This is a genomic window from Shewanella sp. MMG014 (genome assembly GCF_018100775.1).
Lineage (GTDB): Bacteria > Pseudomonadota > Gammaproteobacteria > Enterobacterales > Shewanellaceae > Shewanella > Shewanella japonica.
The window spans coordinates 21,203-38,232 of the sequence record NZ_JAGJDZ010000012.1; the positions used below are offsets into that span (position 1 = coordinate 21,203).

At 39.8% G+C, this 17,030-nt stretch carries 11 protein-coding genes; 9 read left to right on the forward strand and 2 right to left on the reverse strand.

Annotated features, from left to right (window positions below; genetic code table 11):
• Positions 1 to 52: 52 nt before the first annotated feature.
• Complete coding sequence (locus J8L86_RS17305) at positions 53 to 1,966, forward strand: S9 family peptidase (protein ID WP_065108174.1); 1,914 nt, start codon at positions 53 to 55, stop codon at positions 1,964 to 1,966.
• A gap of 400 nt (positions 1,967 to 2,366) precedes the next feature.
• Positions 2,367 to 2,783: a GNAT family N-acetyltransferase gene (locus J8L86_RS17310; protein ID WP_065108173.1), complete on the forward strand. Its 417-nt coding sequence runs from the start codon at positions 2,367 to 2,369 to the stop codon at positions 2,781 to 2,783.
• A gap of 135 nt (positions 2,784 to 2,918) precedes the next feature.
• On the opposite strand, the gene rsgA is transcribed toward J8L86_RS17310, so the two are convergent.
• Positions 2,919 to 4,016: a ribosome small subunit-dependent GTPase A gene (rsgA, locus tag J8L86_RS17315; RefSeq protein ID WP_211031142.1), complete on the reverse strand. Its 1,098-nt coding sequence runs from the start codon at positions 4,014 to 4,016 to the stop codon at positions 2,919 to 2,921.
• 712 nt (positions 4,017 to 4,728) lie between these two features.
• Here rsgA and J8L86_RS17320 point away from each other — a divergent pair.
• The 7 genes from J8L86_RS17320 (at position 4,729) to J8L86_RS17350 (ending at position 15,592) form a co-directional block, all read left to right on the forward strand.
• Positions 4,729 to 6,267 (forward strand): family 16 glycosylhydrolase, encoded by a 1,539-nt coding sequence (locus J8L86_RS17320; RefSeq protein WP_211031143.1) that lies wholly within the window; start codon positions 4,729 to 4,731, stop codon positions 6,265 to 6,267.
• A gap of 154 nt (positions 6,268 to 6,421) precedes the next feature.
• Positions 6,422 to 7,942, forward strand: coding sequence for a sulfatase-like hydrolase/transferase (locus J8L86_RS17325; RefSeq protein ID WP_211031144.1), 1,521 nt, complete (start codon positions 6,422 to 6,424; stop codon positions 7,940 to 7,942).
• Between the two features lie 176 nt (positions 7,943 to 8,118).
• Complete coding sequence (locus tag J8L86_RS17330) at positions 8,119 to 9,486, forward strand: hypothetical protein (RefSeq protein ID WP_211031145.1); 1,368 nt, start codon at positions 8,119 to 8,121, stop codon at positions 9,484 to 9,486.
• Positions 9,487 to 9,587: 101 nt separating this feature from the next.
• Complete coding sequence (locus J8L86_RS17335; protein WP_065108169.1) at positions 9,588 to 10,535, forward strand: HEAT repeat domain-containing protein; 948 nt, start codon at positions 9,588 to 9,590, stop codon at positions 10,533 to 10,535.
• Between the two features lie 172 nt (positions 10,536 to 10,707).
• Positions 10,708 to 12,192 (forward strand): sulfatase-like hydrolase/transferase, encoded by a 1,485-nt coding sequence (locus tag J8L86_RS17340; protein ID WP_231919035.1) that lies wholly within the window; start codon positions 10,708 to 10,710, stop codon positions 12,190 to 12,192.
• Between the two features lie 75 nt (positions 12,193 to 12,267).
• Positions 12,268 to 14,163 (forward strand): CRTAC1 family protein, encoded by a 1,896-nt coding sequence (locus J8L86_RS17345; protein ID WP_211031146.1) that lies wholly within the window; start codon positions 12,268 to 12,270, stop codon positions 14,161 to 14,163.
• Between the two features lie 235 nt (positions 14,164 to 14,398).
• The gene (locus J8L86_RS17350) at positions 14,399 to 15,592 is read left to right on the forward strand and encodes a cation:proton antiporter (protein WP_055024037.1); all 1,194 of its coding nucleotides are present in this window, start codon (positions 14,399 to 14,401) and stop codon (positions 15,590 to 15,592) included.
• Positions 15,593 to 15,665: 73 nt separating this feature from the next.
• On the opposite strand, the gene J8L86_RS17355 is transcribed toward J8L86_RS17350, so the two are convergent.
• Positions 15,666 to 17,021, reverse strand: coding sequence for a sodium-dependent transporter (locus J8L86_RS17355; protein WP_211031147.1), 1,356 nt, complete (start codon positions 17,019 to 17,021; stop codon positions 15,666 to 15,668).
• Positions 17,022 to 17,030: the final 9 nt, after the last annotated feature.

Sequence of the window (17,030 nt, forward strand, 5' to 3'; positions counted from 1 at the left end):
GAGTCGTTACGTTAGTAAGTTAACCCTTTTTCACGCAAAATAAGGACATATTATGCTGAAAACATTGATTAGTAGTGCAGTGATAACGCTAATGCTCACTGGCTGCTCGACTGCTGATAAGCAAGTGCAAGTCACCCCACAAATATCCCCACCAGCGCAAAGTGTTTTTAAAACTTATACTGCTGAGGACTTTTATAAAACCACCAGTGTATTCGGCTCTTCTATCAACCATGATGGCACTGCAGTACTGGTAAGTAATGATAAAACAGGGATATTTAATGCTTACAAAGTGCCTGTTGACGGTTCTGAAATCACTCAATTAACATTTTCCACAGAAGAGTCAGTATTTGTAAAATCTTGGTTTCCCAATGACAATCGCTTTTTGTTTAGTGCTGATAAAGGAGGGGATGAGTTAGATCATTTGTTTGTACAAGATGTCGAAGGGAATCAAATCGATCTCACTCCAGGTGAGGGCCTCAAAGCCGTGATGTTATCCTGGCATGAAAATGATGAGTCTTTCTTTGCGTTGACCAATGAACGTGATGCTAAATACTTTGATATTTATCAATACAACACTGACGACTACAGCCGTAACTTAGTGTACAAAAACGACTTAGGTTATACCGTTGAAACCATGAGTCCAAATGGCCGATTTATTGTATTGAGTAAAGACCATTCAAACAGTAATACTGACTTGTATCTCGTTGATTTACGCTTGAAGATGGCCAAACCTCGTTTAATTACCGAGCACCAAGGTAACGTTTCTTATTCCGCCTACACCTTTACTAAAGATAACGAGCAACTATTATATTCAACTAACGAATTTGGTGAGTTTAAGCAAGCGTGGGCATATGACATTGCAACGGGTTCCCATAAAGTTAATTACAAAGCAGATTGGGATGTTAGTTTTAGTTATTTCTCAAATGATGGTCGATATCAAGTTACTGGGATTAATGCTGACGCACAAACGCAATTAACCATCACTGATCTTGTTGAGCAAAAAGAGCTGTCATTACCTAAGCTTCCAAGCGGCGATTTACGTGGCGTTAACTTTTCACAGGATTCTAAATCAATGGTGTTTTATATCAATTCTGATACCTCACCATCCAATTTATACAGCCATACCATTGGTTCTTCATCTGTAAAACGTCTGACCAATTCTGGTAATCCAGCTATTTTGGAGCAAAACCTAGTGACTGGTGAGGTGGTGAGGTTTAAAAGCTTTGATGGACTTGAGATACCAGCAATTTTATATAAGCCCAAACAAGCTGAGTTTAAAAAGGTACCTGCGTTAATCTATATTCATGGTGGGCCCGGCGGTCAATCTCGCAAGGGCTACTCTGCAACCGTTCAGCATTTGGTTAATAATGGTTACGCCATTATCAAAATTAATAACCGTGGTTCAAGTGGTTATGGTAAAACCTTTTTTCATTTAGATGATAAACGACACGGTGAAGATGATTTACAAGATGTGGTTTTCAACAAAAAATACTTACAAACTTTAAATTGGGTCGATGCTGACAAAATTGGCGTTATGGGAGGGAGCTATGGTGGCTACCTTACTATGGCGGCAATGGCGTTTACCGACGAGTTTAAAGTAGGTATTAATATTTTCGGCGTGACTAATTGGGTAAGAACTTTAGAGAGTATTCCGCCTTACTGGGAAGCATTTAGAAAAAGTCTTTATGATGAATTAGGCGATCCTGCCACTGATAAAGAACGCTTACATAATATTTCACCCGTGTTCTTTGGTCATCAAGTCAAAAGCCCTGTTTTAGTGGTTCAGGGGGCAAATGATCCAAGAGTGTTGAAGATTGAGAGTGATGAAATGGTTGAATCTATTCGAGCTGGCGGTACACACGTTGATTACTTAGTATTCGATGATGAAGGCCATGGTTTTAGTAAGAAAGACAACCGTATTAGTGCATCAAATAAATATTTAGTCTTTTTACAGCAGTATTTATAGCCTATTGTTGCAAGTGATTAGAAAGCCATTTGATTATCAAATGGCTTTTTATTAGGGCCTGTAGATCTTTCAAGGTTGTTTTTGCAGCGAATTGTTGGCCATTTATACATGGAAGAGACTTTGTGGTGTGGTTATTCTACATAAAAAGTCAATAACGCAGTAAAAATGGCCAACAAACGCTGCCCAAAGGGTTCGAGTAAAAGCGTTTTACTCTTTGTTGGATGAATTTTGCTTAGATGACTAAGCATCAATCCATCCGCCTCAATTAAAACGCTTTTATTTCAAACAAAACTTAACCAGCAAAGATCAACAGGCCCTAGTTGCTATACAGGATGCTTTTTAATAAATTAAAGCTAAAATCGGTATTAAGTCACTCACACTTATAGAGTAAGGATGTCAATTGAACACAGAGATCATTTATTCTGAAGCCCCAGATATTGTCGATCAACTGGTTGATGGGGTAAGAGCGTTTAACATAATGAATATGGGAAGTGAGCTATCAAAGCCATTAACTATCGTAATGCGAGATGGAAATGACAAGATCATTGCTGGTATTGCAGGTAGAACGATATATCAAAAATTTTTAATCAATGTGTTATGGGTAGATGAGTCTATGCGCAGCGAGGGATTAGGCCATAAATTAATGATACTGGCAGAAAACGCTGCTATTGAACGTGGTTGCCTAGCTGCTCAAGTAGATACCTTAGCATTTCAAGCGTCAGGGTTTTACCAACGACATGGATTTGAAGTCATTGGTTCTGCACCTGCATTTGGTAAAAGTCCTGCACAATATTTTCTTTTTAAGCATTACGGCTAACTACTCAGCGTTAAAGGCATCAAGTAAACATTGATACTTGTCGATAAAATACTGATTTTTCGTTTTGGTAAGTCAATAATCGGTCCGTAAATTATTAATTAAACACGGCCTAAGTAAAAATCAGTATTGAGCGAGTTAATAATCGCCTTTTTTACGAGAGCGGGATGCTGTCTGTACTGAATTGATCATTTTCCCTAAGGCTTTATCTTTAGCGCGTTTTTGCGCTAATGTTGCCCCGTTTAATGCTTGTTCTCGCATTAGTTTTTGGTAACTAATAAGTCGTCTTTCAGTTAACTCACCTGAAGCAAGCGCGGCTTGAATTGCACAGCCTGGCTCCGCTTGATGTTGGCAATCTGAAAAACGGCACTGCGATGCAAGTTGTGTTATTTCACTGAATGTTTCACTGACGCCTTGCTCACAGGCACCTAGCTGTAATTCACGCATCCCGGGGGTATCGAGTATTAATCCACCACTTTGCTCACCTCGAGACATCCATTTAAGTGCTCTTGATGTGGTTGTATGACGACCTTTACTGTCATCTTCTCGTATTGCGCTAGTGAGCTGAGTTGAACTTCCCAATAATCCATTGACTAAGGTTGATTTCCCTACGCCAGAAGAGCCTAACAAAGCGATAGTCTGTCCTTGTTTGCAATAATCGAGTAGCGGTAATATTTCGGTTTCATCAAGAGCATTGACTGAATGCACCATCATTAAAGGATTCAATGATTGAACTAACTGAGTTTTATCTGCTACATCGTCACACTGATCTGCTTTAGTTAATATAACAATAGGCGTGACTTGTGACTCATTGGCCAGCGATAAATATCGTTCAATTCGACTTAGATTAAAGTCATTATTTAATGAGCAGACAATGAACAAACTGTCGACATTAGCTGAAATAAGCTGCGACTCAACCTTACTTCCAGGCGCTTTTCGTTGAAATACTGATTTGCGTTCAAGTAATCGAACAAATTTATGCTGTTGATCACATAACACCCAGTCTCCAACACACAATCTATCAGTGACACTGGCTTGATGTGCGGTTTGCGACATTGCCCATTGACCGCTTGGGGTGAGTACGATCACGCCACTACGGTGTTGTTCAATAACTCGGCCAATAATTAGCCTATCATCTGCGTTGTCATCGCTAATTAATTCCATCTCTTCCAGCGATAATTGTTGCTGAAAAAAAGGCTGCCAACCGAGTTGTATTAATGAAGGGGATTCACTCATTTACTGTCCTAATAAGGCGTCTTATGTGGTGTCACGTTAAGTATAGTCATCAGCTTAACTTTACTTATTACGTGAGTCATTACTCGCGATAAATAGCATGTTATCAGATTATGAATTAACGACTTGTGACTATGGTAGCTAATTTAACTAGCGATACAGGGCGAGCAGCAAATATACTACACGTTATCAGTACGACGGCTCAATTTGTAGCCTGATTGAAGCCTAAAATGTCAAACTGACGAGTTGTTGGTATTTTGCTCAGTAGTGTTAATTAATTGCACTACAATGGCACAAGTGTGATTTGACATGTCATAACCCCACTCAGGATAAAAAACTGAACATGCTTTGTTTTTAGGCAATAAATTTACGCTTAGTATCTTTTAAAACATATCCTTCTAAGCAAAATCTAAGTTTATAAAAGCTTTAATTACAATATCTTATCTTTATGCTTTGAGCATGGGATATTTTATCTTTGCAGTGCTATGATTTTGAAAAAATGTTTTATTCTGCTTTAACAAATTGAATAAAAATGACCCAAATAGATATTGCAAATGCAAACATCATATGTTTACATAGTGGTTAATTTAACAAGTTTCACAAATCTGTAAACAAAATCGTTAGTAATAACAGGTTGCAACTGTGGAATGATTATTAGCTAGTATTTCCTTAATTTATTCAGATGATTAAGGTTGAATTAAAAGGACGTCCTTCAATGAAGTCTATCGTTGCCAAGCCACTATTGGTCAAATCGATGTTTAAAAAAACTGCATTAGTACTTTGTATATCTCAAAGCTTGATGGCTTGCCAAAATAAAGAAGCTAATGCAGAGGTTGAGTCTGTTGTAAATAGCGCAACAGTAGAACAAGAAACATCTACTCAAATTTTGCCTTTCTCTGATCCAACCAATTCAGGTGGTTGGGTGCTTAATACTGAAATCAGTGATGAATTTGATGGCACTGAAATTGACCAAGAAAAGTGGTTTGTCCAAGGGGAAAACGGTGATTACTACATTTGGAAAGGTCGAGCACCGTCTCAGTTTGCTCCTCATAATGTGATTGTTGAAGACGGCTTTTTAAAATTACGTAGTCAGTGGGAACCTGATTTTGAATTTGCTAATGAAAACTACGCAGACGGCAAAGTCGATGCGAAATATGGTTCATTGGCTAATGGCGATCCTATGCCAATAACAACAGCTGCCATTGTCAGTAATAAACGCTTTTTAAATGGCTACATGGAAATACGTTCCAAAGCGGTTAACGCTTCAATGACCAGTGCGTTCTGGGCCATTGGTTATCAGTCTGAGTTAGATATCTATGAACAAATCGGTAATCCGAAAATCATTGGCGATATCAAACCTGATCAATCTAAGTCAACTGTTCATGATTGGAGCCCACCAGCAAAACGTCCAACTCGTGTATTCCATCACAAGGAAAATTTACCATATCGCGTTGCTGACGAGTTTCATATTTACGCAGCAGAGTGGGGCGAAGATTACTTAAACTTATATCTTGATGGAAAATTACTGCAACGCTTTACTCAAAAAGAGCTAGGCGATCGTTGGGTGCTGAATAACCCGCTAGAAATTTGGTTGGATTCTGAAATTTTTGCTTGGTTAGGTATGCCTAATAAAGAAGAACTTCCAGCTGATTTTGAAGTTGACTATATGCGAGTATGGCAAAAGCCTAACCCAGAACTACTCGACCGTGCATTCTTCGGATTTGAAGGGCCTATACTGTTTCAAGAAAATAAACGTCCGCTTAAATTGGTACCTGAAAATTCTGAAAATAATCAATATCAAAAGTTTTGGGATATTGATGCTAACTCAGCAAACTATGCGACCATCACTAAAGAACAGCGAATCACAGGTTTACGCAGCCTTAAAATTGCCGCAGACAAAGATGCTACAGATGAGCTAATCAAGGTTAGTTCACCTGAAAAAGCAGTGAGATTAGACAAAGGTGATTATCGTTTCTCAATGCGTCTTTGGGTTGATACTAGTAACTCTCTTAGTGAGTTTAACGTGACTGTTAATAATGCAAATGGTGATGATGCAGGCTTTGTTTTAGCGCCATTCAATCTAAGCGAAATTGACCATGCGCACAAAGCACAATGGATTACAGTAAGCCAAGATATAAGCCTTAACGCGCCTGTAGCCAATGACGCTAAGTTAACAATCACGGTTGATCCAAGCCAGATTAAAGATGCATCTGCATTGTTTTATATCGACGACATTTCAGTCGTTAAACAATAAGTTAAGCTAAAAGGAAAGCCACATAATGATTTAGTTATGTGGCTAATTTTAATGGATTTAAACCGCGTTAATAGCAGATGAAAATGTATGTTGGCGCAGTAATATACGAGATTGACTGAAGTCTGATGTATCGAGCGGTCTCAAGAGAGTGATTATGATATTTCACAATAAAACGACAGCACTAGCACTTGCATGTGTCACTGCCATGACATTGAGTGTGTTACCGATACAAGTCAGCGCAAAGGATAGCGAGAAACAGCCCGACGTGTTGATTTTGATGTTTGATGATATGCGCTTTGATACATTCTCTTATCGTGATGGCCCGGTTAATACCCCTAATATTGATGCATTAGCGCACGAAGGCATCAGATTCGATAATGCGATGACGAGTACGGGATTATGTTCACCTTCAAGAGCCGCGATGTTTACTGGTCGCTGGGGACATAAAACGGGGCTTGATGACAACGTTGGCCTATATCATTCTCGTTTAGACGAACTGCGTGTCGAAGAAGGTGGAGTCATCAGACGTGCCGTCGATGCCGGATATAAAGTGGGCTATGTTGGCAAATGGCATATTGGCGCACAAGGCCCAGCGTTAAGAGGGGCTGAGTTTGTTTATGGTCATGATAAAGATGTAGAACGTCATGGCCGCCAATGGGCGCCTTACGAAACGAAAGAAAATATCGCTAAATTCAAACGTGGTGAACGCGATGCTAATGGTGAAAAGCACGAATATTACCGCACAATGCCAGGCACTTTTGAGGATACCAAAGCGGGTAAGGAAGTCCGAGAAGGGCAAAAAATGCTTAAAGCAGCGGCTAAAAAAGATGAACCATTTTTTGGCATTATTAGTTTCGAACAACCGCATCCACCATATCGTGTGCCAGAACCTTATGCGAGTATGTTTGATCCTAAAACCGTAAAACTTCCTAAAAACCATGGTGTTGAACGCGTTAATAAACCAATGTCACAAGATGATATTTGGTGGCCTTGGCATGATGTAAGTCATATGACCGATGAAGATTGGCGCAAGTCACGCACCTTTTATTATGGCGCTATTGCCATGATAGATCATGCGGTTGGTGAGTTAATTAAAACCGCAAAAGAAGTTGGTATGTATGATGATTTACGCATTATCGTTATTGGCGATCAAGGCAGTATGTTAGGCGAGCATAACCTATACGATAAAGGCCCATATGCTTATGACGAACTCATGAGAATGCCACTTATTATTCGTGATCCGAATGTCGAACCTAAAATCATTGAACGCCAAGTGTCTATGTTAGATATCGCGCCTACGTTGGCTGATTGGATGACATTACCCAATGATGGGGACGTCGATGGCCGTTCATTAGTTCCCCTTATGGAACAAGGTGATATTGCTGATAGTAACAAAGCCGACATCGCTTTGTATGCTTACGAATGGTACAACGGCGGCTGGTTTGGTATTCGAGCGATTAGAACACCAGAGATGAAGTTTGTATGGAACCCAGGGGATAGTCGAGATGAGTTATACGACTTAAAAAACGATCCCTATGAAATGACAAATTCAATTAACGACCCTAAGTACAAAAAACAACTGAAACAGATGGTTAAGTATATGCATGACGAGCTTGTGAGAGTCGATGATCCTGCTATCACCAAATTTAAACAACATATGAAAGAAATGTTGTAAACAGAATTTACGCTGGTCGGTTTGACATAACAAAACTGCTCACCGTAAACCACGGCATTCATTGCCACTAACCCCTGTTTTAGATTGGAAACAGCTTTTGGCCAATGGCTAAAAGCTGGGTTTTTGCGGCTCCAATGTTGGCAAAGCAGTAAAAATAATTTCAATTAGGAGACATTATGAATAGCGTTATTAATCAAAGCATAGGTAAAACAATTCAGCATTGTTTAATGGGAACTATGTTAACGCTTTCTATTGCATCAATGACTTATAGCACGTCAACAGAAGCTGCAAGTATTGGTAATCAAGGAAGATATTTCACTAACAAAGTGACTGGAACATCAGAAACAGTCAATTTATCAGGAAACGCATCGCAGCAAACGAGTCAACTGCAGGCTGCAATTAACCGTGCGAGTAATAAAGTAAATGGCGGTGTTGTTAAAGTTATGGGCAACGACATCAAATTAGCTCAAATCGATCTTAAAGCGAATGTAAGGTTAGAAATTCAGTCAGGCAAAACCATTAAAATGGCAGATAAAGTGCTATTTAACTTAAACCGCAATGGCCAAGGTCCCCGTGCGCCGTTAATGCAGAATGTTGAAATAACCTCAACGGGTAGCGGTCGTTTTAATATAGACGTAAATAAAAGTGCCATCTTCTCTAATGCAATTCCAGTAAGAGTGGGGTATGTCAAAAACTTCGCATTATCAAACTTTAACATCAAAGATAACTATTCTATTTTCCCTTCGTTATTTATGGTGGCAGACAGTGACGCAAGAACGGTGGCTAATAACGCAACTTATGGCCGGATCCCCGAAAAAGGCGTAGTAGAAAATATTTCTGCAACCAAAGTGGCAGCAGGCTATGCCTTAATTCAGCTATTTAGTGGTAAGAAAATGCGTCTTAAAAACTTAGACGCTGAGGGTGGGTTAACGATTAGGTTAGAACCTGGTAGTGGCCGTCCTTCTGATTATTTAAATCAGGCTGGGCCAAGAGTGGGTAACATCGCTGATATTAAGATGATTGATATTGAAAACACTGAAGGAATGGCAGCTTTGTTCCTCAAACCTCATCAGAAAATATGTTCAGACATTACCGGCTCAAACATTCGCGGCGTGAATAGTGCTTTTACTATTATGAGCAATTCCAGCGACTCTAATACATTCAGTCGTGGTTATTTTGAAAGAACAAAGTTTACTGGGCGTATTTCGTTAACTAAAACCAAAAATACACCACTGGCTGATATTGGAGCCTCTTCACAATATTTTGTTGAACCAAGTGAAAGTGTTGGCAGAACGAAAATTGCAGATTTTCCAAATGATCCATCAGGACGTCGTTGGCATACCAAGCCAATGGCACCAGTGTTAATAGCTTCGGCGTTAAATCGCAATACGGTTGGTACCTCTGCTAAAGGTCGTTTTGGGATAGATATTTCAAATGCCAATATTATTAAAACTGGCAACTATGAGCGTCCAACGAACGTATTTTATCGTGAAGATGCAATAAAGCTGAACAATAAGCCTGCAACAGCCTGGATTAATAAATAATGCTTAATTGCCTTGAAGCAAACCATATATTGGCTTGTTATTAATACTTAACCCAGTGCGGTAATTAACTTTACCGCACAGTTGATATTTGATGGGGCTATATGGATATCACAAACAAGCGAGTTCAGCTAAGTGCATTCACTGTGGTTTTGCTCATCCTAGTTGCCAGCTTATTTTCAAGTATTGCGGGATACCGATATGCCGTTATTTCTTTAAAGGGAAATCAGTTTATTACCGCTGCTGAAGAATCGCATCATTTAGCTAGTGAATTGCATCTTGGTAATAGCAAAGAATACAAACGCGCTTTACAGAGCAGATCTTTCGCGAAGTTCGATGTTAATACATTGCCAAATAATGCCATAAATGAATTTACAACAAGCTGCCAATTATTGGTCGGATTAGACAATAAACTGAACAATTTAAATACGGAATTAAATCTTATTGAGTTAATGGGTGAAATAAATTCAATAAAAAACGCTCAAGCTAAAAGCTTAGCAATTAACATGGTAGTTGATGAAAGCTCTGATTTTAAAGAGGGCGTGGCCAAGGGTTTATATAATTTTGTACTAGATAACCCGGATGATGAAATCGCATTCGAAATATTGGAACAAAAATTTTCACATAAAATAACCGCAGAGCAGCGACAAGCGTTAAGACGTCAATTACATGCAATGACACAGCCTGAATACATTAAGCGTGCTATTCAACTCACTAGTCAAACAGGGGCAATGACAGACGCTGAAACACAGTCTTTTAATCTGGAATATCAGCCTTTTTACGACTCTCCCTATGCTGAAGTAAGAGCCGCGGCAATAGAAGTGATTGGGCTTGTACAGCGAGAAGATGAGATTGAATTACTTGAACAAGCTTTGTTTGACCTTGATAACGATGTCAGTAATGCAGCCTTAACAGTGATAGGCCAAAGACAATTGAATGATCCTCAATTAATTAATGCCTTAACAATGTTACACGCACAAAATGGGCATAGTTTATCTACCGAGCATCAACAACATATTGAAGCTTTATTGTATGAGTTTGGTGTCATTTAAATGAAGTAATTATCAGTAATACCTTGTGTCATCACAGAGAAGATTTGGCAAAAATATTAAATATAAATAATAACTTAGCGATAGAGAAATGGATGTTATGAATAATATACGGATAAATAATATAGTTGAGGCTGTGAGTCATTGGCGTGGTGCGCTAATGGGGGAGTCGTTAATGCGTAATATCACAACTAAAAATATGACTGCACTGTTAACAACGGCAATGCTGGCCATTTCTGTATCAGCAGAAGCTGCACCAGCGTTATCGGTTGATGCTAATACTGAAATAACGAAGGGTAAACAGCCTAATATTTTATTGATATTAACTGACGATCTTGGGTACAACGATGTTGGTTTTAATGGCTCAAAGGAAATTAAAACGCCTAATTTAGATCAACTGGCAGCGAATGGGACATCTTTTTCACAGGCATATGTCGCGCATCCATTTTGTGGCCCAAGTCGAGCAGCACTCATGACTGGGCGATACCCGCATAAAATAGGTTCTCAATTTAATTTACCGACTAAAGGCTCGTTTGTTGGGGTGCCGTTAGAAGAACAGTTTATTAGTAAACTATTACAAAGTAATGGCTATAACACTGGGGCTGTTGGAAAGTGGCATCTTGGCGAAGCGCCTGAATTTCATCCAAATGCTCGTGGTTTTGATGACTTTTATGGATTCACAGGAGGCGGTCACAATTATTTCCCACAACAATTCAAAGCGCAATATGCAGAGCAGATAAAGCAGGGGAATACGAATATCAATCACTACATTTTACCTCTTGAGCATAATGGTAAAGAAGTAGACGAAAACGAATACATTACTGATGCTCTTTCACGTGAAGCGAGCCGTTTTGTCGCTGACGCCGCCAAGCATGATAAACCTTTCTTCTTGTATCTTGCTTATAACGCACCGCATGTGCCACTTGAGGCGAAACAATCTGATATGGATCAGTTTCCAACTATCAAAGACCAAAAACGTAAAACCTATGCTGGCATGGTGTACGCCGTTGACCGTGGTGTCGGTCAAATTGTTGAAACGCTCGATAAAACTGATCAACTTAATAATACTTTAATCGTTTTTATGAGTGATAACGGCGGCAAGTTAAGTAAAGGCGCCAATAACTATCCTTTAAAAGAAGGTAAAGGCAGTGTTTATGAAGGTGGTTACAGAACGCCGATGTTATTCCATTGGCCTGACAAGGTGGCATCAGGGCAACGTTTTGAACATCCTGTTTTAGCATTGGATTTGTATCCCACTTTTGCAGCGCTTGCTGGCGCAGACGTCCCGCAACAGAAACGTTTAGACGGTAAGAACATCTGGCCAGCATTCAGTGCCAATAAAAACCCTCATCAAGATGAATTATTTTATGTCCTTCGTCATCGCAAAGGCTATAGCGATGCGGCAGTGAGACGTAATGAGTGGAAAGCGGTTAAACACAGTCAACAACCCTGGAAACTGTTTAACGTCGAAACTGATGCCAACGAAACTGAAGATCTCAGTTCAAAGCATCGCAATAAATTGAATGATATGGTTCGTGAGATGGAAAAGTGGAGCTGGGATAATAAACAGCCTTTGTGGTTTCACGAAAACTTTGAAGGAGCGGAATGGCGTCTACATGGCATGCCACGTTTTGACAAAACTTACTCTACCGAAAAGTAATCATCACGCTTTTCCATGTTTAGTTAAGTCATCATCGTAAGCCCTTACGGTGATGCATTGCAGCAGGATGTTCAAATGCATAATTTATCAAAGCGATCGCTTTCACTTGTTAGCCTTGCCGTTATGATGGCTATAGGCGGCTGTCAATCCACCCACGATAATAATAACATCGATAATGTGAAGCCTTTGGTGTCATTTAGCGACACTCATGAAGACATCAAACTTGAGAAAGTGAATCGCCGTAAATGGGATAACCCAGTCATTGCCGATTTTGATCAAGATGGCTTTCAGGATTTATTACTGACTGATCATGGATATAGCGTCAAACTATATTGGAACAATAATGGCGTTTACGACAAAGGTTATGATCTGATTGTCGGTGATATGCATGGTATTGGTGTAAGTGACTACAACAATGATGGCAAATTAGACGTACTCATTTCACGTGGCGGTGGCTCGGGTTCTAATGCTCGCAATGCAAAGCTTTACCATTTTAATGGCCGTGAAATCATCGAGGGAAATGAATTTAAACCACCGCTACAAAATTTACGAGGCCGAACCAGTAAGTTTTTTGATGCTAATAATAATGGCGACCTAGACCTGCTCTTAATGGGTTTTCCTTCACGAGCAAAAGGGCCTAAGCCTAAAAGCGATTCTGAAAACTTTGTCTACAAAAATGACGGTAAAGGCAATATTGTACATGTGACAAATTTGCCTCAAACCTATCAAGATGGACAAAAGGTACTTATCACGGACTTTAATCAAGATCAGATAGATGACTTATTAATTTATGGTCATAACAGGCTGATTGCCCTTAAAGGCACAGGGGATTATCAATACCAAGATGTCACCGATACGTTATTTGAACAGGATATTAGGCATGTTACTGGCATTGCTGAAATTGATTATGACAATGATGGCGACGTTGATTTATACCTGACAAGAGCAAGGCCATTAGAAGCGGGTGACACCTTTTTCGATGAAAAATCTAACACTTTTGCGTTTTATACAAAACGTGGCAAATTTCGGTTTAAAGACTTGGTCATTGGCGACACTTTCGAGTTAGAAAATTATCAATCACCTTATCCGAGCCAAGATATTTTTGTGGGTGAAGGCACTTATAAATATCAATTTGAAGGTGAGCGTCATCGTGGCCAAAATGTCAAACTTGTGAGCAGTAATGCCTTAGGTTGGCCCGATAAACTGCCTAATAAAGGCATGTATGTCGGATATATAGGCAATGACACTTGGCGCATTGCTGGTAATACATTTTCGCCGACCACCGGTGTTATAAAAGGGGTAAAACAGTATGATGCGAATGTGCAACCTAGTGCACCGACTGATTTACTATTAGAAAATAAACACGGACGTTTTGTTGATGTGACTCAAAAAGCTAACTTAGCGATCAACGAGCATACTTCAAGTGTGACCGTTGCCGATTTCACTAATTCGGGACATCAAGATTTATTAGTCATAAAACAAGGTGATTTATCAACTGAAACAAGTCAATTGTTATGGCTCAATAATGGTCAAGGACAGTTTACCCTTGCAAAAGGGCATGGAGTCGTCTCGAAAGAATTAGGCGCGCTAGGTGCTGGCAGTGATAGCTTTGATTATAACAAGGATGGCTTTGTCGATATCATTTATGCTAATGAACGGGGTCAATGGCACCTATTTAAAAATGAGTCGCTAACAAAAGACAATACCAATTATGTTGTGCTAGACATTGGCAATTCGCCATCAAACGATGCCACAGCTATGGGAGCTGTGGTGTTATTGAAGGCATGTGGCCAAACTCTTTCACGTAAAGTTGGTGCAACAGGAGCGCCGTATACTCAGTCTTATAATAAGCATTTACACTTTGGTCTAGGCAGTTGTGAAAAAGTGGATTCTGCTCATGTTAAATGGACTAATGGTGAAAATCTAAAACAAACCAATATCAACCTGAATCAAATCAATGTCGTCAACTAAACCTTATCAATACGACTAAGTTAACAACGCCTCGATAATATCGGGGCGTTTTTATTGGTAATAAGGGTTGGTGAAATAATCATCATAGCTTAGGATGATATAAGTCACTGTTTTTCAATCTAAGAAGTTATGGCTTATATGATTGCGACGCAGTATTCAATGGTAATAAACACAATATTGATTGGCTTAAGCCTCGGACTTTTTGCCTTAATGACCTCAATATGGAGATTGAGTTATGTACGAAGAGTTAGCAATTTTAACTATTTTTGCTTTCAGTTATTGTTTAATCGCTGGCCGAGTCGAAAACTCGATGATTTCCGGGCCTATGGTGTTTGTGGTTGTTGGTTTTGTATTAGGGCCTGAGATGCTTGGCTGGTTAGGCAAAAGCGTTGATGGTTCAGGCATGAGAGTATTCGCAGATTTAACCTTAGCAGTCGTGTTATTTTGTGATGCGTCAAACAGTAATTTATCCATTTTAAAGCGCCATATTGCGATTCCATCAAGAATGCTGCTATACGGGTTACCTGGTGCTATTTTAATGGGCTTTGCTGTTGGATACTTATTATTTCCTAATTTGAGTGTTTACGAAGTGGCAGCCCTTGCGACTATGCTGGCAGCGACAGATGCTGCGTTAGGTAAAGCCGTAGTGACGAGCCCAATAGTGCCATCAAAGTTGCGTGAAGGCTTAAATATTGAAAGTGGCCTTAACGACGGCATATGTGTGCCTATTCTGTTCGTATTTCTTGCGTTAGCAGCGGGCAGCGTTGTAGAAGGGCAAGTGACCCATATTGCATTTGAGTTTTTATTAGAAGAACTAGGTATTGGCTTAATCGTTGGGTTATCTGCCAGTTATTTGGCCAGTAAACTGATTCATTACTGTTATAGCAAAAATTGGATTACTGAAATTTGGAGCCAAAATATTGTTCTTAGCTTAGCGCTTTGTTGTTTTGCTATTGCGCAATCATTAGAGGGAAGTGGTTATATCGCAGCGTTTTCGGGCGGATTATTATTTGGCTACTTAATGAAAGAACACAAACATAAAATGATATTGCCTACTGAAGGCATTGGCGAGATTTTAGCGCTACTAACTTGGATGCTCTTTGGGGCGGTGATTATCAGTCGTGCGTTTGAAGCGTTTACCTGGACTATGTTGATTTATGCGTTGCTAAGCTTAACGGTAGTGCGAATGTTGCCAATATTCTTATCCCTAGGCCTTAAAGGGGAAAACGTGGCGTCACGGTTATTCTTAGGCTGGTTTGGTCCTAGAGGGCTTGCATCAATCGTGTTTGTTGTCATCATGCTCGAGCGAGATTTACCGGGCGGAGAGTTCATGGCAATGACAGTAATCTGTACTGTGTTTATTAGTTTAATTTTACACGGTATGACGGCAAAACCATTATCGAAATGGATAAGCAGCCGAGTGAATTAGGCCAAGACAAAGCGGCATAGACATGAGTCTGCATGTAAATCTGAGACTGATGCCTATGCCGCGAATGATTGCGTTAGTTAACTAGCTGCATAATGATAACGATAATGAGCAGTGGACAAATAAATTTGACGTATACAGGCCATACTCGCCAGAACAAGCTATCCGCATCTACGCCTTCTTGATTAGCAATATCTTTTAATAAATCATTTCTATGCCATACCCAGCCAACAGATACCGCAATACCCAAAGCAATTAATGGCTGAGCTCTTTCAGTTGTCATGGTAATAATAAAACCAAATAAACTAGAAAAGTTAAACACGATTAATGAGGCAAGGATTGCAATAACCCCGCCGACCAATAATGTCGCCTTATTTCGGCTGATAGTGGTTTTTTCTACTATGTAACTGGTGGGTACTTCTACAATAGATATCGCTGACGTTAAGCCTGCTATGGTCATTAAGGCGAAGAATATAATTGCCAGTATATATTGACTATACCCGCCAATTGAGTCGAATAATGCCGGTAATACTGTGAACACTAATGTATCAGAATTAAGTAAACTGCCGTTTTCTGCAAATATTTGAATCCCATTATGTTGTGCGACATACATTGCTGGAATAATCATCAGCGCGGCCAGAAATGCTACTGAGGTGTCCGTGAGAGTCACGTATGCAGTAAGCTTGGCTAAATTTTCTTGTTTATTTAAGTAAGCGCCATAAACCATCATTGCGCCCGTACCCACAGATAATGAAAAAAAGGTTTGCCCTAGTGCGCTAACCAAAACATCAGTATGAAATACCATAGTAAAATCGGGTACCAATAAGGCTTTTAATCCCTCAATTGCACCAGGCTGACTCAAGATATACATTGCACCAGCAATAAGCATGATTAACAGTAGTGGCATTAATCTTTTTGACCAGCGTTCAATACCCTGTTGTACACCTTGTCTAATGACTAAGATAACTAATGCAATAAACACTAATGTGAACACTAAATTATGTGATACTGAAAATTCGGTGAGCCAAGCAGAAAGTGATTGCTGTTGAGTGAGTTCTGCAAGGGGGGCTAATGCAAAACTAACAAACCAACCAGATAAAATACTGTAAAAAGTACAAATGAGCGTAGCGGTAATGATGGAAACAAAGCCAATGGCTTTACCTATTTTTCTTGAAAGGGCATTTGAGCCAAGTTTTGCCATTGCATCAGCTGGGTTAGTTTGACCATGACGACCGACCATTAATTCCGCCATCAACATCGGGTAACCCAGCAATACGATCAGTAACGCGTAAACTAACAAAAATGCACCACCGCCGTAGGTCGCCGCTTGTGTTGGAAACCCCCAGATATTGCCCACTCCTACAGCTGAACCTGCTGCAGCCATAATAAAACCGATTCTTGAACTAAATTGTCCGCTTGTATTCACGCTCATGCTTACGCT